This is a genomic window from Photorhabdus machadonis, assembly GCF_052657765.1.
In genome coordinates, this window is record NZ_CP199761.1 from 2,956,547 (window position 1) to 2,977,857 (window position 21,311).

Consider the following 21,311-nt stretch of genomic DNA (forward strand, 5'->3'; position numbering starts at 1 on the left):
GGTTTTGGTATTAGTTTGGCGACGATTATCAGATCATAAATGAAGCCTTTTTTCTATCTAAAATATACAGTTACTGCTTAAGAGCCTGTATATGAAGAAAGCCTAATCCTCCTTTTAAATCCGCACTTCTGTTTGCAACAAACAGTTGGTCTTTTTCTTGTTGACTTAACTGATTAAACAACGCATTTTGCTGCTCACCGGCCAGAGAAAAATCCTTTTCTGTTGCCGGGTTTAAGTCAGGAATTAAATAGAGCTTTGTGGTGTTATTCAAGATTTCTTTAGCTACACCTGTTATAGGGGAGAGATTCCTGGTGGAAATCAGCCATTCCGGGCAACTGTTGGCTTGAAAGAAATGAACCATTTACCATGATGCAAATAGATTTCTTGGCTGGCAGTCGCTTGTTTAATGGCTTTAACAATCGGTGACGGAGACACCTGCTTCATTTTCCACCTTATAAGGACGCTTGGAAACATCTACCATCTGCCGATTAAAAAAGTGAGTCACAGAGCCTTCAGTATCAACATCCCCACCGGCATAAGCCAATACACTCATCAAACACTGGTTATACGCATTAACAAGGGAATACTCCTTTTGATGATGTAGCTGCAAGACCCAGGCCCGAAACGGACAGATTTCCAATACATACCGTTGATTTAATGGATGAACCGTGTAGCCATTTGGCTCCGGGTTCGGGAAATGATAGGGCGGTGGAATATCTTTAGGGTCTCTCCAATCCTTAATCACCGGCAACCTATCACTGATCTGCCCAATGGTCACATAGTGATATTGATGGCCTTCAGCTTCGGCTTTTGGCTTCACCACCGACGCCGCTTCACCACGTATTTCCCGCAACGGGCGCTGTTCCATCTCGTCAGCCAGCGCTTGAGCATCAATATACAGCGTGACTTTATGGGGTAACAGCATCTCTTCCCTAAGCACACCGAAGCCATCGGTTACCCCCTGGCGCACATAACCTGGCGTTCCGTAACTGATCAGGCGATAAGGCAGGTTAACCACCGGCTTCCCCTGTTCATCCACCAACTGAAATTCTACCCAGTTTTTCAAAAACCGCTTACAATCTATACACAGACGCGGATCTGATATACCCATTGGTTTAACTTCCTTCTTTTCACATTATATATAGGCACGCAGCCCGAATATCAGCCGGGGAAAATTCCACAAGACTTCTCCTGTCTGACCATCCATCACCTTCATCATCAAAAAAGCGCCCATGCTAATAAAAACCGTCATCAGGCGTGTCACCACCAGGCTGAATGATACATCTCCCCCTGATTGGCGAAACGTCAGGAATTGAAATAATTGACCTCACCACCCTAAAAATAAGGTAGCAAAAATCCTATTACCACAGACAAAAAGCACAGCTCAATGCAGTGAGTAATAACAAATTGAACGACAGGAAGACAGCAATGAACCCCAGTCGATTAATCCCCGTGAATAAGGGGAACAGGATATGATATTCCCTTCATACTGTTCATATAATGGAACTTAAAGTAATAATTATTAAACTGTCATCAAATAGCAAGAGTTTTTTATAAATTTACAAAAATATAAATTTGTAATAAAAAATACACTTACCACCAGTTGCCATGCAGAATGCAATTTACGTCGAAAGCAATGCCGGCTTTTAAGAAAGGCATAAATAAAACAAAAAAAGATGCCAATGCATTCTCATCCCCGTGGACACGAGGAACAGTATTTGAAGTTAATTTAATTATCACTTCGTTTATGGTTCATCTCCGTTAATTCGGAGAACATATCATCTATCGCTCGCATATAATTCCGTTCTTGCAGGGAAAGTGGCATTCTTCTATTCATTACATTCAGGAAGATAAAAATGTATCTCCATCGATGAACCCCTTTGAATAAGGGGTATAAAATTCAAAACTTTCCTTATACCTGCTCATATGACAGAACTTGATCAATAATTATTAAACAATAACCAAATAGCAAGAAAAATTTTCATTTTTTTAATTTACGAAAAATATACCCTATGGATTTCAAGATGCATCGCGGCGGCAAGGGAGCGAATCCCCGAGAGCATAGATAACGATGTGGCCGGGGTGAGCGAGTGCAGCCAACAAAGAGGCAACTTGAAAGATGCCGGGTATAAATGGGTCAGAAAGTGTTACAACCTCAATAGGTGTTGAGTTATCGCTCCACCGTTGACCGGTTTCTTGGCAGGAGTAAAAACTTTAATCCTCAAAGATAAAATACAGTGATTAAGGTTTTTTTTAAGCGGAAAAAAATTCGATGTTATACTGACATTCAGGTGCTTTCTCACTGTTATTTTACGAAGCAAGCCATAAAAATAATGCAATAAAAAAGGATATTGGGTTGTTCAGCCCTGAAACCTGGCATTAGCCAGGTTTTTCTTTATTCAGTTTATGTTAAGTAGTCGAGGGGATTATTTTTCCCGAACACCTTCGACAGAAATCAGTAAATCCGCTTCCTGTGATTTAGGGCCTAAATCTGCTTTGAAATTAAAGTCTTTCAGGTTGATTTTACCGTAAGCTTCAAAACCTGCGCGGTAACCACCCCATGGATCTTTACCTTCCCCCATCAGTACTGCATTCAATACCACTGGCTTTGTCACACCGTTTAAAGTCAGATCACCGGTAATAGCATATTTATTCCCATCTTTTTTCACGTCGGTTGAAGCGAATTTTGCCTCAGGGTATTTCTCTGTATTAAAGTAATCTTTACTGCGCAGGTGCTTATCACGCTCGGCGTGGTTAGTATCCAAACTGGCTATTTTAATCGTCACATCAACTTTATCCGCCGCCGGGTTTTTCTCATCAAATGTGAAAGAACCATCAAAATCTTTAAATGATCCATATAACCAGCTATAACCCAAATGCTGAATGCGGAATTCAATAAAGGCGTGCTGACCCGGTATATCAATTTTATAATTGGCTGCTAATGCAGAACTTGCATTCAGTAACAATGCACCCGCAGTCAGGCCAAGTAACGTCTTCTTCAACATATTATTCTCCATAATCGTTTTGTATTATTCAGGACGGAAACCCAGCATACGCTTCAGGGTTGCATCACGGTCAATAAAATGGTGTTTTAACGCAGCAACAGCATGTAATAACGATAAAATCACCACAGTCCAGGCAAGGTAAAGATGAATCATTCCAGCAGTATCTGCCTGTTTCCCCTGACCGGTTAATGTGGCTGGCACAGTAAACCAGTCAAAGACAGAAATCGGTTGACCATCAGCCGTCGAAATTAAATAACCACTAATCAGAATGCTAAACAGTAAAATATACAACAGAATATGTACTAAAACAGAGCTGATTCTGGTCAGGCGGTTATAACTGGCTAAGGGCTTTGGGGGTGGTGAAATAAAACGCCAGATAACACGCCCCACCATCGCTATTAGCAGCATGATTCCGATGCTTTTATGGATTTCAGGTGCTCCGTGATACCACGTATCGTAATACCCCAATGTCACCATCCACAATCCCAGTGCAAACATGCCATACACAGTCAGTGCAACCAGCCAGTGTAAAAAGACAGATAAATGACCAAATTGGTTAGAAGTATTCTTCCAAAGCATAGTAAGTTCCTTTTTAGGTCAATGCTGGTGAGCTACTTTTTTGGATTTATTAAATCATAAACGATATTAATTTCTTTTTTATTAAAAATTTCAACAAATAATTTGCAAAAGATTTTCAATTTTAATCAACGAGATTCACTTGAAATAAAAAAACATTAAATAACAATGAAATAAAAATGAATCACATTAAGAACAATGCCAAAAAACATATAATATATATTTTTTTATTATATTGTTTTTTGGGTTTTAACTGATGAAGAAATCAATTATCTTATTTTCTGTTTATAAGAAATAGCATTACCTAAAAAACACGTAGCTATGGTAAAGACAAAATATCATTTTCAATTTAATATTTCACAACAAGAAATTATTCGTATTGCCAAGTAACGAAGACTTAACGCATTTCTTGTTGTTTAAAACCACAACAATGACACGCTCAACTCGCAAGATGTTAACCATCATCATACGCTATCCAATGATCGTTATTGCTCACGAGTGTCTGTAAGTAATCTGCACCCGTCAGGTTACTCACGCTCTCGCCATTTTCCAAACGCGCTTTCAACCAATAAGTGAGCCGTTCCTCTAATTGTCCTGCGGGTTCATCCAGTTTCTTAACCTGCTTACCGTGATTTTCCCATAAATCGCTAATGAGCACGAATACCTGTCCTTGCAGGGCGTAATCAGAATGGAACCAAGCCTCAAGTAAATGATGACCCAGGACAAAGGGCTGTTCATTCCCATTTTGACCACAATTCTCAGGGCGAGAATAAATCTGTGGCTCAGGTGCGTCGATCATTAATTCACTCACCGGCGTCAGGAATCCCGACCAATCGCTGATGATCATTGCCGGTAATAACTGACTGAGAATACGCGTATCCATACTGCGCAAAAGCACCTGTTTCTCCTGTAATATCACCTGCTGGCGTGAACGCCAGTGATTAAGCTGTTGAGTCCATGAGTCCTCACTGCGATAAGCCCAGCCCCAACTGTTATCGCTCAGGGTATGGCTATCAAGTAAATGACTTATTATTGCCAGGCAACCTGACTTAGGCTGAACCAGCCAGGGGCTTTGCGCCAGCAGGTGATCCATCGGTGTACCGCTATACAATGGAAAAGCCTGCTCCACCCAGTCGTTTTTGTAAAAGAGAGTGACAGGGTTCGGCTTTGCCAGTGAATTGAGCATAAAGAAAATGGGGGGTTTATTGGGGGCACTCAACCACTGTTGCCAATTGATAGAAATGCTCATGCATCCTCCTGGTTATCAATAATCAAGTTAGCTTCCCGTTGTGCCTGCACAGCACAAATCGGTTTGGCGGGGAATTTAACACCCGGCAGAGGCGCAACGCCCTCTGGCAGTTGCAGGGACAAGCCACGTCCGGTACCGGCAGCGCCTTGTCCGACTAATAAATTTGGGGAAGTCAGAATACCGCCGGGAGTTAACCGGATAAAATGGCCGCCGATTTTCAAGGTGATTTCTGACGCCGCTTCCAGCACGATTTTACCGCCACTTTTCAGGTGCGTTTCCTGACCGCTTTCAGTGACCAGTGCCTCCCCGGTCTGTAAATACTGACTGCTGGTGATACGGTGCGATACATCCCCATCGGTACTGTATTTACCGGAGCCGGCGATTTTCCGGTGGTCATCGGCACTGATTTCACTGTACCGGTTATTATCGATCCGCTGTTTATGGTCGTGTTTAATATGCCAGTAAGCATCATGCTGAATATGGGCGGTCAGATCTTTCTGCCCGTGCAGGTAAATCTCTTCCTGATCTTTGGCATCTTCAAACCGCAATTCATTAAAACCGTCACCTTTGTGGGTCCGGGTTTTAAACGTGGTGCGGGTTTTTTCGGCGGGTAAATCCAGTGGTGGCCGATTTAAGCCGTTGTAAGTGCAGCCGGTGACAATCGGCCGATCAATATCGCCGTTCAGATAGGAGACAATCACCTCCTGACCGATACGGGGAACCGCCATAAAACCGTAACCGCTGCCATTCCAGCCTTGCGCAAACCGTACCCAACAAGACGCGTTTTCATCGGCCTTATCATAGCGATCCCAGTGAAAATGGACGCGAATACAACCGTCTTTGTTGACATAAATCTCTTCCCCTTTCGGGCCCACCACAGTAGCGACTTCATCACCATCCGCCAATGGCTTATAACGATAGAGCGCTCGCCAGTCCTTATAGCCGGAAATAAAACTGAATTCGTTATGCAGATAAGTTCCTGATCCGCCACTGGTTTCTTGCAGGGCCTGCGGACATTTGCCGTAATGATGAATGGTCACGATTTGCCAGCGGGTGTTCATGGCATCAATCGGATGCTCGTTGAGGTCAAAGATTTTACCGGGCATCAGCTTAAAACAGTTGCTTTGCCCACTGCCCGCCTGACGTTTATTCTGAACGGCCTGCTGACGGCGCTGGACAAACGGTTTCGCCTCCGCGTCTTTCTGAAAACGGCCGTAGCTTTCAAAGATTGAAAACAGGGTTTCTTGCCCCTCAACACGCGGATCGACATTGGCCCGGTGTGTCAGGAAATAAGAGGGGTTTTGCGGATTTCGGTCCTTATAGATCACCCGTTGCGGGGTCATGGAGACACCCAGACGCACCTGATTAACCACATTCATTTCAGTGGCGACTTGTACCTGCGGATTGTAAACCAGCGGTAAATTGGCCGTCATGCCTAAATGGCTGTCACTGAAAAACAGTTTGTCGTCTTCAAACCAGAAATTCAGCCCTTCCTCGGCGACTAACCGGGCAAAAAAGTCATAATCGGACTCACGCTTTTGCGTCACATACTCGCGCGTGTAATGAAACTCATCCAACTGGGAATCGGCCAGAATATGGTGTTTTTTCAGCAAGCTTTTAAGAATTTCCGGTACGCTTTGCCGATGATAAATCCGGCTGTCCTGATTCAGGTTCATCCGCCAGAGCGCAGGCCGGACGGTGAGATAATAAATCGTGCGGTGAGTATGGGTATCACCCAATACAGCCTGTGCGATAATGCCGCTGACCTGACGTTGTTCAACGTCGTTGAAAACCACCTGGAATTTTACCGATTGTAATAGCAGCGACTCCAGATCAATATCGGCCCGTTTACTGACCAGAGTTAAAGAGAGGGTAAACAGTTCAGATAATTCCTCCTGTAAAGAGAACTCCGCTACCGCAAAAGTTTTTTCCGGCAAATCGGTAACCTGACAGAGAAAATGTAATCCATCGTTCATAGGGACTCCTTATTTCTGATGTTAGTGGTTAGGTAAATGAATAATATGGCCTTAGTGACGTTACTTTATTTTCCAGTAATCTATTCGATCATTATTCCAATCAATGCTTCCATCCGGATATTCAACCCTCGCAGGTGCTTTACCCGGCGGGATAATCACTTTCGGCATTTTGGTTTCATCCAGCTTAGGCTTATAGATAATTTTCCATTCCGCTCCTGGAGTTAACATCAATCTAAATGGACGCATTGGTTTCTCACCTAGCAAGTAGAGTCTTTTTGGAAATTTGTTAACCATTTCCAACACAGGGTAAATAACCGGGTGGTAATCTATAGTATTTATTGTTGCAGTTTCGTCAAGATATGTCTGGGCCGCATCGTTAATAAATGCCGTTAAACCGGTCCCTTCAGCACCTTCATCCTGAACAGCATCTTTTACCAAGCGGGTGACATCGGTATAACCGACTGTCACAGAGGCTTGATTGATTTTCCATTTACACCAGCCCCCGCCATTAAAGGGTAACTTTGCCTGAAAATAACCGGTTTGTGGGTCTGCCTTTACATCCAGGTGCAATCCGTTATAAGTTGGCACTGGAAAAGGTGACATACCTGCATCCAACTGATATTCAAGGCAGTCTTTTGATATATACAAAGCAGATATATACGGTTTGGTGTATTTCGGCGCGACGCCCTCCACGGTAATTGATGGCCCCTTTCCGGCAGATGAAAAGGGAAAAAGCCAGTTAAAAAAGGTATCGCTAAACGCCCAGTAAATAAAACAGAGAAATAATAAGGACAGCGTTGTTTTTAATATTTTCATCACTAACGATTCCTTTTGGTAAACGTATTCTCATGTTGGTATTTAGGTAAACTGGTGATACGGCCTTAGTGACGTTACTTTATTTTCCAGTATTCTATTCGATCATTATTCCAATCAATGCTTCCATCCGGATATTCAACCCTCGCAGGTGCTTTACCCGGCGGGATAATCACTTTCGGCATTTTGGTTTCATCCAGCTTAGGCTTATAGATAATTTTCCATTCCGCTCCTGGAGTTAACATCAATCTAAATGGACGCATTGGTTTCTCACCTAGCAAGTAGAGTCTTTTTGGAAATTTGTTAACCATTTCCAACACAGGGTAAATAACCGGGTGGTAATCTATAGTATTTATTGTTGCAGTTTCGTCAAGATATGTCTGGGCCGCATCGTTAATAAATGCCGTTAAACCGGTCCCTTCAGCACCTTCATCCTGAACAGCATCTTTTACCAAGCGGGTGACATCGGTATAACCGACTGTCACAAAGGCTTGATTGATTTTCCATTTGCACCAGCCCCCACCATTAAAGGGTAACTTTACCTGAAAATAACCGGTTTGTGGATCAGCTTTTACATCCAGACTTAAAACATGGTAAGTCGGTACCTTATAAGGTGACATATCAGAATGAAACTGATATCTAAGACAATCTTTTGATATATACTGCGCGGACACATACGGTTTGGTATATTTCGGCGCTACGCCTTCCACGGTAATTAATGGCCCCTTTCCGACAGATGAAAAAGGAAAAAGCCAGTTAAAAAAGGTATCGCCCAACGCCCAATAAATAAAATAGAGAAATAATAAGAGCAACGTTATTTTTAATATTTTCATACTGACAGTTCCTTCTTATCGCAGTAATGTTGTAAGGCCAGTGTGCCTTGTTCTTCCTGTTGGCTGACGGTCAGTGATTTTATTAACTGTTTGTCCATATCCAGAAAATAGAGATTACGATAGTAAATGTTGTCAAGGATAAGCATCTTATCATTATCCATTGTCGCCTTAAATTGACGCTGACTGTCCTGATAGACCGTAATCTTATCCGGTTCGCATAACTCTCTGAGGCGCTTATCAATATAACCCGCATATTTATACGAACTATGATTAGAAAAGCCAAATCCCCCTTTTAAATCAGCGCCTCTGTTTTCAACAAACAGTTTATCTTTTTCTTGTTGGCTGAGCTGATTAAACAACGCATTTTGCTGCTCACCGGCCAGAGAAAAATCCTTTTCTGTTTCCGGGTTTAATTCAGGAATTAAATAGAGCTTGGTGGTGTTATTCAATACTTCTTCAGTCACACCCGTTATAAGGGGGACATTCCTGGCGGAAATCAGCCATTCAGGGCAACTGTTGGCCTGAAAAAAATGAACAACCTTACCATGATGCAAATAGATTTCTTGACTGGCTGTCGCTTGTTTAATGGCTTTAACAATCGGTGACGGTGATAATAATTTCACGATTTCCCAGTCATACCCCGCCAACGTCCAGTAATCGAAAAAACCATTATCCATATCCTGCTCAAAGGGCACAGCAGGAATTACATCATCTTCATTAACATGACGATAGTGGATAATGGCAGACAATTCCTCTACCGCACTGCGGGTCAATGTTCTTGGCATCCCATAACTGTAGAGGCAAGGATTATGTTCTTTCAGTTGTGCGCTGTGCAGTAATGCCAGTGCACCACCCAGACTATGACCACAGACAAACAATCTTCGTCCCTGAGCCAGCGTAATAATATCGTTGAATACTAGTTTACTTTTATCACTGGGAACGCTTAACTTCCCACCCAGATTAAATGCTTCCCAGAACCCTTCATGCACTTTGCCATGATGAATAAACTCACTGCATAATGCTTTGTCATCATCGCAGCTTAAGGCCAGCGGCTGGAAGGTGGCATCAGTCAGGTAATTCTTCAGAGTAGCCGTTCCCCGCCAACTAATAACCACATCTTTCTTACTGGCAGCATAAAACAGTTTGGTATCACCCTGTTTATGATCCCCTGCCCGTGAATCAATAAATTCCACCTGAGTATAACGTTCACTAAACGGCACATTATAAACCACAGGTGTTGCCGACGCTTTTTCCACCTGATAAGGCAACGTCGAGACATCCACCATCTGCCGGTTAAAAAAATGCTTAACAGAACCAACTGCATTAACATCCCCATCCGCGTAGGCCAACACGCTCATCAAACATTGATTATAGGCATTAACAATAGAATACTCTTTCTGATGGTGCAGCAACAAAACCCAGGCCCGAAACGGACACACTTCCAATACATACCGCTGATTTAATGGATGGACCTGATAGCCTTTTGGTTCCGGATCAGGAAAATGATAGGGGGGTGGGATATCTTTGGGGTCCCACCCTTCAAGCACCGGCAAACCGTCACTGATTTGCCCAATGGTCACATAGTGATATTGATGGCCTTCGGCTTCGGCTTTTGGCTTCACCACCGACGCCTCTTCACCGCGTATTTCCCGCAACGGGCGCTGTTCCATCTCGTCAGCCAGCGCTTGAGCATCAATATACAGCGTGACTTTATGGGGTAACAGCATCTCTTCCCTAAGCACACCGAAGCCATCGGTTACCCCCTGGCGCACATAACCTGGCGTTCCGTAACTGATCAGGCGATAAGGCAGGTTAACCACCGGCTTCCCCTGTTCATCCACCAACTGAAATTCTACCCAGTTTTTCAAAAACCGCTTACAATCTATACACAGACGCGGATCTGATATACCCATTGGTTTTATTTCCTTCGTTTAATATGAATAACTGACGAATGCTCATATCAAGTAAACAAAGTGTATATCTCATTGCTAATCGTGAAATATACCCCACACAAGAAGCTGGATAGGCGGAAAACAAAAGAAACAAACACCAATCAGTTAATCCCTGTTGATAACGACAAAGGGTATCTGAGGATATTCTTTCATATCGGCCATATGATAAAGCTTAGATAATAATTATCAAATCATCATCAGAGTGCAAGAACTTCTTTGAAAATTTACAAAAAAAAATTGATAACAATTTTCTGTAAATACAAAAAGGATTCCGGTTTGCATTAAGCGAAGAACAGATATCTTTAAATCGGCCAACTGTCCAAAAAAACAATCTTATAAACAAAAAATCCGCGAATTCACCCATCTGTCACCAAATTATTATCATATTATTATTGCATTCACACTGACATTTCTTTTCAAAACATGACAATTTAAAATCCATTTTACCATTATTTATTAACGATTCGACTAACTCTAATCATATCAAGTATCATCGGTTTATCCCCGCTAATACGAGGAACATATTCCGTTGTTAACCGGTTTTCTACCAAGAGTGAAAACGTTAATCATAAAAGATAAAATGCAGTGATTAAGGATTTTTTAAAGCGGGAAAAAGATTCGATATTATACTGATATTGGAAGAGAAAACATCAGAAAAAACGGGTTTTAATTTTAATACCATTGGTATCTCTTTTACCCTCTCTGGTTTTAAACCTGAAAAATCAAATGCAGGAAACGGAAAAAATGCTAACCTGCCATGACCATTTAAAAGTGCGGACAGAGAGATTAAAGCCTTTACATAATAGGCTGATTTAACTCAATATTACCAGCATGATTCCGATGCTTTTATGAATTTCAGGTGCTCCGTGATACCACATTCATTTCAGTGGCTACTTGTGCCTGAGGATTGTAAACCAACGGTGAATTGGCCGTCATGTTTTCTCCGGCAAGTCGGTAATCTGACAGAGAAAATGTAATCCATCGTTCATAGGGACTCCTTATTTCTGGTGTTGGTGTTTAGGTAAATGAATAATATGGCCTTAGTGACGTTACTTTATTTTCCAGTATTCTATTCGATCATTATTCCAATCAATGCTTCCATCCGGGTATTCAACCCTCGCAGGTGCTTTACCCGGCGGGATAATCACTTTCGGCATTTTGGTTTCATCCAGCTTAGGCTTATAGATAATTTTCCATTCCGCTCCTGGAGTTAACATCAACCTGAATGGACGCATTGGTTTCTCACCTAGCAAGTAGAGTCTTTTGGGAAATTTGTTAACCATTTCCAAAACAGGGTAAATAACCGGGTGGTAATCTATAACATTCAATGTTGCAGTTTCGTCAAGATATGTCCGGGCCGCATCGTTAATAAATGCCGTTAAACCGGTCCCTTCAGCGCCTTCATCCTGAACAGCATCTTTTACCAAGCGGGTGACATCGGTTATGCCTCATTCATTCTATTTTATGTGAATAAACATAAACAGGTTGCTATTCCAGTGACACTACTTTATGTAACGGGTATCTACCATTTGAGTATCAGTTTCAATGTGTCCATCGGGATATTCAACCCATTCTCCCTTCCCGTTAGTCACGGTAATCTTCGGCATTTTAGTTTCATCCAGTTTAGGCTTATAGATAATTTTCCATGCAGCGCCTGGCGTTAACTTGAATCGAAAGGGATACATACCGACCTTACCCTGTAAGAATATTCTTTTCGGACGCCCTTCAACTACTTTCAGAACAGGGTAAATAACCGGGTTGAAATCAATAGTATTCAATGCCGCTATTTCACTAATATTCGTCTGGACTGCATCATTGATAAATGCGATTAAACCTGTTCCCTCCGCGCCTTCCTCCTGAACTGCATTTTTCACCAGATGGCTAATATCAGTATAACCTACCGTCACAAAAGCCCGATTAATTTTCCATTTACACCACCCTCCACCACTGAAAGGTAATTTCGCCTGAAAATGACCGGTTTTTGGATCGGTCTTTACATCCAGGCGCAATCCGTTATAGGTCGGTACCTTATAAGGAGACATATCTGCATGCAACTGATATTCAAAGCAATCTTTTGAGATATACTCTGCTGATACATACGGTTTTGTGTATTTCGGCGCGATGCCCTCCACGGTAATTGATGGCCCCTTTCCGGCAGATGAAAAGGGAAAAAGCCAGTTAAAAAAGGTATCGCCTAACGCCCAGTAAATAAAATAGAGAAATAATAAGAGCAACGTTATTTTCAATATTTTCATACTAACGGACTCCTTTAGAATACAGTGTTCTCATGTTGGCATTTAAGCAAACTGGTGATATGACTTTAGAAACATGGCTTTATTTTCCAGACTCTCCTGATAGCGTTACTTCATATACATATACCGAAAATCGACTATTCGAGTATCGTTATCAATCTTTCCGCCAGGATATTCAACCCACTCACTTCCGTTAGTCACAGTCACCTTCGCCATTTTGGTTTCATCCAGTTTGGGCTTAAAGGTAATTTTCCACTCGGCTCCTGGAGTTAATTTCAGCCGAAAGGAATGCGTATTTGATACTTCACCCTGTAAGGATACTCTTTTAGGCAATCTTTCAACCATCTCTAAAACAGGGTAAATGATGGGGCTAAAATCAATCGTATTTAATGCCGCGGTTTCACTAATATTCGTCTGGACAGCATCGTTGATAAATGCAGTGAAACCCGTTCCTCCATAGGGTACCGCATCTTTCACCAGATGGTGGACATCGGCATACCCCACTGCCACAGAAGCTTGATTGATTTTCCATTTACACCAGCCCCCGCCACTAAAAGGTAATTTCGCCTGAAAATAACCGGTTTGTGGGTCTGCCTTCACATCCAAGCGCAATCCGTTATAAGTTGGCACCTTATAAGGTGACATACCAGCATCAAACTGATATCTAAGACAATCTTTTGAGATATACTGCGCATATACATAGGGTTTGGTATATTTCGGCGCGACGCCCTCCACGGTAATTAACGGCCCCTTTCCGGCGGATGAAAAGGGAAAAAGCCAGTTAAAAAAGGTATCGCCTGACGCCCAGTAAATAAAATATAAAAATAACAATAACAGCGTGATTTTTACTATTTTCATACTGATAGTTCCTTCTTATCGCAATAATGTTGTAAGGCCAGTGTGCCTTGCTCTTCCTGCTGGCTGACGGTCAGTGATTTTATTAACTGTTTGTCCATATCCAGAAAATAGAGATTACGATAGTAAATGTTGTCAGGGATAAGCATCTTATCATGATCCATTTTCGCCTTAAATTGACGCTGACTGTCCTGATAGACCGTAATCTTATCCGGTTCGCATAACTCTCTGAGGCGCTTATCAATATAACCCGCATATTTATACGAACTATGATTAGAAAAGCCAAATCCCCCTTTTAAATCAGCGCCTCTGTTTTCAACAAACAGTTTATCTTTTTCTTGTTGGCTGAGCTGATTAAACAACGCATTTTGCTGCTCACCGGCCAGAGAAAAATCCTTTTCTGTTTCCGGGTTTAATTCAGGAATTAAATAGAGCTTGGTGGTGTTATTCAATACTTCTTCAGTCACACCCGTTATAAGGGGGACATTCCTGGCGGAAATCAGCCATTCAGGGCAACTGTTGGCCTGGAAAAAATGAACAACCTTACCATGATGCAAATAGATTTCTTGACTGGCTGTCGCTTGTTTAATGGCTTTAACAATCGGTGACGGTGACAATAATTTCACGATTTCCCAGTCATACCCCGCCAACGTCCAGTAATTGAAAAAACCATTATCCATATCCTGCTCAAAGGGCACAGCAGGAATTACATCATCTTCATTAACATGACGATAGTGGATAATGGCAGACAATTCCTCTACCGCACTGCGGGTCAATGTTCTTGGCATCCCATAACTGTAGAGGCAAGGATTATGTTCTTTCAGTTGTGCGCTGTGCAATAATGCCAACGCTCCTCCCAAACTATGGCCACAAATAAATAATCGCTTGTTTGTAACCAAACTGACGATATCTTGGAATATTGTCTTAGCTTTAGTGTCATCACTAGGGACTATTAACTCTCCAACCAAACTAAACGCTTCCCAGAATCCTTTGTGCACTTTACCACTATGAATAAACCCACTGCATAATGCTTTGTCATCATCGCAGCTTAAAGCCAATGGCTGGAAGGTGGCATCAGTCAGGTAATTTTCCAGAGTAGCCGTGCCCCGCCAACTAACAATCACATCTTTCTTACTGGCAGCATAAAACAGTTTGGTATCACCCTGTTTATGATCCCCTGCCCGTGAATCAATAAATTCCACCTGAGTATAACGTTCACTAAACGGCACATTATAAACCACAGGTGTTGCCGATGCTTTTTCCACCTGATAAGGCAACGTCGAGACATCCACCATCTGCCGGTTAAAAAAATGCTTAACAGAGCCGGCTACATCAACATCCCCATCCGCGTAGGCCAACACGCTCATCAAACATTGATTATAGGCATTAACAATGGAATACTCTTTCTGATGGTGCAGCAACAAAACCCAGGCCCGAAACGGACAGATTTCCAATACATACCGTTGGTTTAATGGATGAACCGTGTAGCCATTTGGCTCCGGGTTCGGGAAATGATAGGGCGGTGGAATATCTTTGGAGTCCCATCCTTCAATCACCGGCAAACCGTCACTGATCTGCCCAATGGTCACATAGTGATATTGATGGCCTTCAGCTTCGGCTTTTGGCTTCACCACCGACGCCGCTTCACCGCGTATTTCCCGCAACGGGCGCTGTTCCATCTCGTCAGCCAGCGCTTGAGCATCAATATACAGCGTGACTTTATGGGGTAACAGCATCTCTTCCCTAAGCACACCGAAGCCATCGGTTACCCCCTGGCGCACATAACCTGGCGTTCCGTAACTGATCAGGCGATAAGGCAGGTTAACCACCGGCTTCCCCTGTTCATCCACCAACTGAAATTCTACCCAGTTTTTCAAAAACCGCTTGCAATCTATACACAGACGCGGATCTGATATACCCATTGGTTTTATTCCCTTCGTTTAATATGAAAAACTGACGAATGCTCATATCAAGTAAACAAAGTGTATATCTCATTGCTAATCGTGAAATATACCCCACACAAGAAGCTGGATAGGCGGAAAACAAAAGAAACAAACACCAATCAGTTAATCCCTGTTGATAACGACAAAGGGTATCTGAGGATATTCTTTCATATCGGCCATATGATAAAGCTTAGATAATAATTATCAAATCATCATCAGAGTGCAAGAACTTCTTTGAAAATTTACAAAAAAAATTGATAACAATTTTCTGTAAATACAAAAAGGATTCCGGTTTGCATTAAGCGAAGAACAGATATCTTTAAATCGGTCAACTGTTCAAAAAAACAATCTTATAAACAAAAAATCCGCTAATTCACTCATCTGTCACCAAATTATCATCATGATAACATTAAACGCAACATATTGATTATTAATCGATAATATATTCACCTCACTGTCCGTTACGATTTATATACCCAGTCACTCCATTAATCAGGAATGACATTCCTGCCAGGCAAAAAAAATAGATTAATCACGACATATTCATACTCTACGATTATAATGTAGTTCATCGTCATATTATTATTTCATTCACACTGACATTTCTTTTCAAAACATGACAATTTAAAATCCATTTTGCCATTGTTTACTAACAATTCGACTAATTCTAATCATAGCCATGCAGTTGAATAATCCATGCCGTATTTTTTATCATCACAGCAAATATCACCGGTTTATCCCCGCTAATGCGAGGAACATATTCCCTATTTGACAGCCGAATCCGTATTATAAGGTTCATCCCCGTGAACACGGGGAACACATCACAGGCAAGCAATGCTTTGACCTTTATCTTGCAAACTGATTCTTATTTTTTCTGCTCTTTTACTCAAATTATTACCGATTTTTTAAGAAAACACGTTTTTTGTCTTCTCATCCTATCGCTAAACAGTAACAACAGCAGGGCTTTACTTGATCATTGTATTTGCTATACATTTTTCGTCTTTTTATCCGAATTTTATCCTAACTCTCGTCTTTTTATCCGAATTCGTGTGTTTTTACGGTATTATACTGAACTTTCCTCTCATTTCGTAATTTAAGGTAACCAGGTGAATATTCAGGCGATTCTTTCAGAAAAAGTCAGCCAGGCGCTGATTGCAGCAGGTGCTCCAGCCGATAGCGAAGCTCACGTCCGTCAATCCGCAAAAGCGCAATTTGGTGACTATCAGGCCAATGGTGTGATGGCCGCCGCTAAAAAAGTGGGTATGCCGCCCCGACAACTGGCAGAAAACGTTGTTAGCCTGCTGGATCTGCAAGGTATCGCCAGTAAAGTTGAAATCGCCGGCCCCGGTTTTATCAATATTTTTCTTGATAAAACCTGGATTGCCGCGAGTATCGAAACGGCACTGAAAAATGAGAAATTGGGCGTTACGCCAGTCGAACCGCAAACTATTGTTGTCGATTATTCAGCACCCAATGTCGCTAAACAGATGCATGTTGGTCATCTGCGCTCCACGATCATTGGTGATGCTGCGGTCCGTACGCTTGAATTCCTCGGCCATAAGGTTATCCGCGCTAACCACGTTGGTGATTGGGGAACCCAGTTCGGTATGCTGATTGCCTATCTGGAGAAAGTGCAGAATGAAAATGCCGACGATATGGCACTGGCCGATCTGGAAGCTTTCTATCGTGAAGCAAAAAAGAACTACGATGAAGATGAAGAGTTTGCGATCCACGCCCGTGGCTATGTGGTGAAGCTGCAAGGCGGTGATGAGTATTGCCGTACTATGTGGCGCAAGCTGGTGGATATCACTATGGCCCAGAACCAGCAAACCTATGACCGTCTGAATGTCACTTTGACTCAAGATGCCGTGATGGGGGAAAGTCTGTACAACAATCTGCTGCCCGGTATTGTTGCTGATCTGAAACAGAAAGGTCTGGCGGTAGAAAGTGATGGCGCAACCGTGGTTTACCTTGATGAGTTTAAAAACAAAGAAGGTGAACCGATGGGCGTGATTATCCAGAAAAAGGATGGCGGCTATCTTTACACCACAACGGATATCGCCTGTGCAAAATATCGTTATGAAACCCTGCACGCTGATCGTGTTCTTTATTATATCGATACCCGTCAACATCAGCATTTGATGCAAGCTTGGGCCATCGTACGTAAAGCAGCCTATATACCAGAAAGCATGCCACTGGAACACCATATGTTCGGTATGATGCTGGGTAAAGATGGCAAACCGTTCAAAACCCGAGCCGGTGGCACTGTCAGGTTGACCGATCTGCTGGATGAAGCCATTGAACGTGCCGATAAACTTATCCGTGAGAAAAACCCGGATATGCCAGAAGATGAACTGAAAAAAGTGGTTGAAGCTGTGGGTATCGGCGCAGTGAAATATGCCGATCTCTCCAAGAACCGTACGACAGATTACATCTTCGATTGGGATAATATGCTCGCCTTTGAAGGTAACACCGCGCCTTATATGCAATATGCCTATACCCGCGTGGCCTCGATCTTCAAACGTGCCGATCTTGATGAAAGCAGCCTGACTTTACCGGTTATCCTGAATGAGGATCGTGAACAAGCTCTGGCAACCCGTTTGCTACAATTTGAAGAGACTATCACCACCGTCGCCCGTGAAGGTACGCCACACGTTATGTGTGCTTACCTGTACGATTTAGCCGGTCTGTTCTCTGGTTTCTATGAACACTGTCAGATCCTGAATGCTGAAAGCGAAGAATTGCGCCAGAGCCGCCTAAAACTGGCTTTGCTGACCGCTAAGACGCTAAAGCAAGGCCTGAATACCTTGGGCATTGAGACGGTAGAGCGGATGTAACCATACAATCGCAGTTTTCTCTGAAAAGTTGGCGTGATACAGGCATACATTGCCTTATCACGCCTGTTAAGTTTGTACGATGACTATATAGCCATCTAGTCATCGTCCGTTCTTATTTGGTGCTCAATGCAATTCTGGTATGAATGATATTCGCAACCACTTTTGGTATATGCTGAATAAAGAAGTGATCAGAATCGACGAGGTGAATATCAATACCACCACAAGTGTAGTTTTCCCACGCCAGCATATCCTCTTTTGACATCGTTTGATCCTCTCGCCCATGAATCAAAACGAGTTCAAATACACTTTGCTTTTGTCGCAAGTAATGCTTCATATGGTAATTAAGCGATAAATCATTACGGATAATAGGAAAGAATATCGCTTTGAAATCTTCATTATTGATGACCTCATCATGCGTTTTACCGTATCTTGCCAATAATTCACTCAATTGCGTATCAGATAAATCAAATGGATCTTCTTTAAAATGGGTAATATGTGGAGGGGATTCTGCGGAAATAAATACATTTTCCGGAGATTGATTCTCATTATTTAATCGGTTAGCTAATTCATAAGCAAACAAACCGCCGTTACTGTGCCCAAATAAAGAGAACCGGCTACCGTTAATCAGATGTCTCATTTCCCCATGTACTGCCTGCAAAATATTTTCCATATCCCGGCTTAACGTTTCACCAAAACGACTGCCCCCACCCGGCAATTGTAATGCATATACCGCAATATTTTTCGCCAGACAAGTACTCAGGCCACGAAAAACCTCTGCCGACCCCCCCGCATAAGGAAAACAAAATAAGATATGATCAGCGTTACCTGATTGAATATGACTTAACTTTTCAAACCACATAAATTCTTCCCCACTCAATTAAATCTATCACCGCCAACAGGTTAATCTATGACGTCTGAATAACCCGCTGAACACTGGACGATGCCAATTATTTATTTTTGAGATGACTAAATATTCATCCCAGTATTATTTTCCTGCTAATACTTAATCCAATAGCTGTTCCAAATCACATTCAGATCAACTATTTAGCATAACAAATGCAGCCCATATGATAATTGTGATTTAAAACAGGATCCCTTATCTTTTTATGAAAAAACACGACCTGGCACACACAATTAACTTTTCATTCAAACATTATTAAATCAAGTGACTATAACATCTAAAACATCACTTAATGATAAATATTTCAACAATGAAAATATATAGTGAGTAAATTTAGAAGAAAATGAATTAATTATATTAAACAATCGATAATGCAATTCAAAGAAATACCATAATAAAATCAAATAAAAACCTTATTATGGGCAATCACTCACAAATCAATTAGTTGTTTACATCAATGCTATGAAAATTGATATCCCAGCCGTCTCCGAAAGCTCAAACGCGGCTTGATCCGAGAATAACCCGCCGGGATACCTGAATTTATTATAAACTGCGGTGGATAAACTCTTTCAACCGGAAACCCATCAGCATCAATGCAGCAAAATAACTGCCTGCCCCGGCGATAACCACCATCATTAATCGCAACAGACGCATAGCCATATTTCCCTGTTCCCATGCGGGCATCAACCATAAAGTAACCGCTAACACGACAACCATTATTGCCACTGCCACAATCAGTTTAAATAAGAAAACACCCCACCCCACCAGCGGCTTAAAAATATTTTTCTTCCGTAATTGCCAGTAAAGCATACTTGCATTGAAACAAGCAGCCAGACCGATAGAAAGCGCCAACCCGGCATGTTTCAGTTGACCAACAAAAGCCAGATTCATTAACTGAGTCAAAATTAAAGTCGCGATCGCAATTTTCACCGGTGTTTTGATATCTCCACGGGAATAAAAACCCGGTGCCAGTACTTTAACAATAATTATTCCCATCAGCCCGAAACAGTAAGCAATTAATGCCTTCTGAGTCATTGCCGCATCAAATGCAGTGAAATTACCATACTGGAAAAGAGAAACCGTCAAAGGTTCTGCCAGAATACCTAACGCAACAGCACAAGGCAGCGCTAATAGAAAACAGAGCCGAAGCCCCCAATCCATCAGTTTAGTGTATTCCTCATGATTACCACTGGAAAAACTTTTCGCCAGCGAAGGCAAAAGAATGGTTCCAAGAGCAACGCCCAATACACCGGAAGGTAATTCCATCAAACGGTCAGCGTAATACATCCAAGACACTGAACCGGATATCAGAAATGAGGCGAAAATCGTATTAATAATTAATGAAATCTGGCTGACTGAAACCCCAAGGATTGCCGGCCCCATCTGCCGGATAACCCGCCATACACCACTGTCACGGAAAGCGATACGCGGTAATACCAGCATGCCAATTTTTTTCAGGTGAGGAAGCTGATAAACAAGTTGCAGAATACCGCCGACAACAACCGCCCAACCCAATGCCATCACTGGTGGATTGCAATACGGAGCGACAAACAGCGCAAATACAATCATGCTGATATTAAGCAACGTCGGGGTGAAAGCCGGTACAGAAAACCGATTCCAAGTATTTAATATCGCCCCTGCCAACGAGGCCAGTGATATCAGAAAAATATAGGGAAACGTAATTCTTAACAGATTTGTCGTCAGTGCAAATTTATCCGCCGTATCGGTAAAACCCGGCGCAGTAATATAAATCACCCACGGTGCAGCTAAAATACCCAGCACCGTAACAACCGCCAGAATTAACGTCAGCATACCGGAAACATAGGCAATAAACGTCCGGGTCGCTTCATCTCCCTGCTGATTTTTATATTCAGCCAAAATTGGCACAAATGCCTGAGAAAATGCGCCTTCTGCAAAAATACGGCGCAACAGATTAGGTAATTTAAAGGCAACAAAAAAGGCATCCGTTGTTACACCTGCCCCAAATATACGGGCAATAATGGCATCACGGATAAAGCCCAAAACCCGGGAAAACAGGGTCATAGAACTGACCGCAGCCAGCGATTTCAATAAATTCATCGTATTTATCTCAAAATCATGCTCAAAAAAACGCACCAAC

At 42.3% G+C, this 21,311-nt stretch carries 16 protein-coding genes; 1 reads left to right on the top strand and 15 read right to left on the bottom strand.

The window, feature by feature from the left end:
* Positions 1-70: 70 nt before the first annotated feature.
* From ACUN2T_RS13970 to ACUN2T_RS14030, 13 genes are all read right to left on the bottom strand, one after another.
* The gene (locus ACUN2T_RS13970; RefSeq protein ID WP_445493618.1) at positions 71-271 is read right to left on the bottom strand and encodes a hypothetical protein; all 201 of its coding nucleotides are present in this window, start codon (positions 269-271) and stop codon (positions 71-73) included.
* Between the two features lie 141 nt (positions 272-412).
* The gene (locus ACUN2T_RS13975) at positions 413-1,111 is read right to left on the bottom strand and encodes a hypothetical protein (RefSeq protein WP_445493619.1); all 699 of its coding nucleotides are present in this window, start codon (positions 1,109-1,111) and stop codon (positions 413-415) included.
* 1,315 nt (positions 1,112-2,426) lie between these two features.
* The gene (locus ACUN2T_RS13980) at positions 2,427-3,005 is read right to left on the bottom strand and encodes a YceI family protein (RefSeq protein WP_445493620.1); all 579 of its coding nucleotides are present in this window, start codon (positions 3,003-3,005) and stop codon (positions 2,427-2,429) included.
* A gap of 24 nt (positions 3,006-3,029) precedes the next feature.
* Entirely contained in the window at positions 3,030-3,584 is a 555-nt protein-coding gene (locus tag ACUN2T_RS13985; protein WP_445493621.1) for a cytochrome b, read from the bottom strand.
* Positions 3,585-4,035: 451 nt separating this feature from the next.
* Positions 4,036-4,830: a DUF4123 domain-containing protein gene (locus ACUN2T_RS13990; RefSeq protein WP_445493622.1), complete on the bottom strand. Its 795-nt coding sequence runs from the start codon at positions 4,828-4,830 to the stop codon at positions 4,036-4,038.
* On the bottom strand, positions 4,827-6,806 hold the full coding sequence (locus ACUN2T_RS13995) for a type VI secretion system Vgr family protein (RefSeq protein WP_445493623.1): 1,980 nt from the start codon (positions 6,804-6,806) through the stop codon (positions 4,827-4,829). The genes ACUN2T_RS13990 and ACUN2T_RS13995 overlap by 4 nt, the downstream gene beginning before the upstream one ends.
* Positions 6,807-6,866: 60 nt before the next feature.
* A complete protein-coding gene (locus ACUN2T_RS14000; protein ID WP_445493624.1) occupies positions 6,867-7,622 on the bottom strand; it encodes a hypothetical protein in 756 nt (251 codons plus the stop codon).
* A gap of 74 nt (positions 7,623-7,696) precedes the next feature.
* A complete protein-coding gene (locus ACUN2T_RS14005) occupies positions 7,697-8,452 on the bottom strand; it encodes a hypothetical protein (RefSeq protein WP_445493625.1) in 756 nt (251 codons plus the stop codon).
* Positions 8,449-10,365, bottom strand: coding sequence for a lipase family protein (locus ACUN2T_RS14010; protein WP_445493626.1), 1,917 nt, complete (start codon positions 10,363-10,365; stop codon positions 8,449-8,451). The genes ACUN2T_RS14005 and ACUN2T_RS14010 overlap by 4 nt, the downstream gene beginning before the upstream one ends.
* Before the next feature lie 1,088 nt (positions 10,366-11,453).
* Positions 11,454-11,831, bottom strand: a complete 378-nt coding sequence (locus ACUN2T_RS14015) for a hypothetical protein (RefSeq protein WP_445493627.1) — start codon at positions 11,829-11,831, stop codon at positions 11,454-11,456.
* Positions 11,832-11,906: 75 nt separating this feature from the next.
* Positions 11,907-12,659 carry a hypothetical protein gene (locus tag ACUN2T_RS14020; RefSeq protein ID WP_445493628.1) on the bottom strand — a complete coding sequence of 251 codons (753 nt, stop codon included), beginning with the start codon at positions 12,657-12,659 and terminating at the stop codon, positions 11,907-11,909.
* Between the two features lie 105 nt (positions 12,660-12,764).
* Positions 12,765-13,514, bottom strand: coding sequence for a hypothetical protein (locus ACUN2T_RS14025; RefSeq protein WP_445493629.1), 750 nt, complete (start codon positions 13,512-13,514; stop codon positions 12,765-12,767).
* Positions 13,511-15,433: a lipase family protein gene (locus ACUN2T_RS14030; RefSeq protein ID WP_445493630.1), complete on the bottom strand. Its 1,923-nt coding sequence runs from the start codon at positions 15,431-15,433 to the stop codon at positions 13,511-13,513. Before ACUN2T_RS14030 ends, ACUN2T_RS14025 begins: the two co-directional genes overlap by 4 nt.
* Positions 15,434-16,560: 1,127 nt before the next feature.
* On the opposite strand from ACUN2T_RS14030, the gene argS reads away from it, so the two are divergent.
* Entirely contained in the window at positions 16,561-18,291 is a 1,731-nt protein-coding gene (argS, locus tag ACUN2T_RS14035) for an arginine--tRNA ligase (protein WP_445493631.1), read from the top strand.
* A gap of 112 nt (positions 18,292-18,403) precedes the next feature.
* On the opposite strand, the gene ACUN2T_RS14040 is transcribed toward argS, so the two are convergent.
* A complete protein-coding gene (locus tag ACUN2T_RS14040; RefSeq protein WP_445493632.1) occupies positions 18,404-19,150 on the bottom strand; it encodes a thioesterase II family protein in 747 nt (248 codons plus the stop codon).
* A gap of 585 nt (positions 19,151-19,735) precedes the next feature.
* Entirely contained in the window at positions 19,736-21,271 is a 1,536-nt protein-coding gene (gene murJ / locus ACUN2T_RS14045; RefSeq protein WP_445493633.1) for a murein biosynthesis integral membrane protein MurJ, read from the bottom strand.
* Between the last annotated feature and the right edge of the window lie 40 nt (positions 21,272-21,311).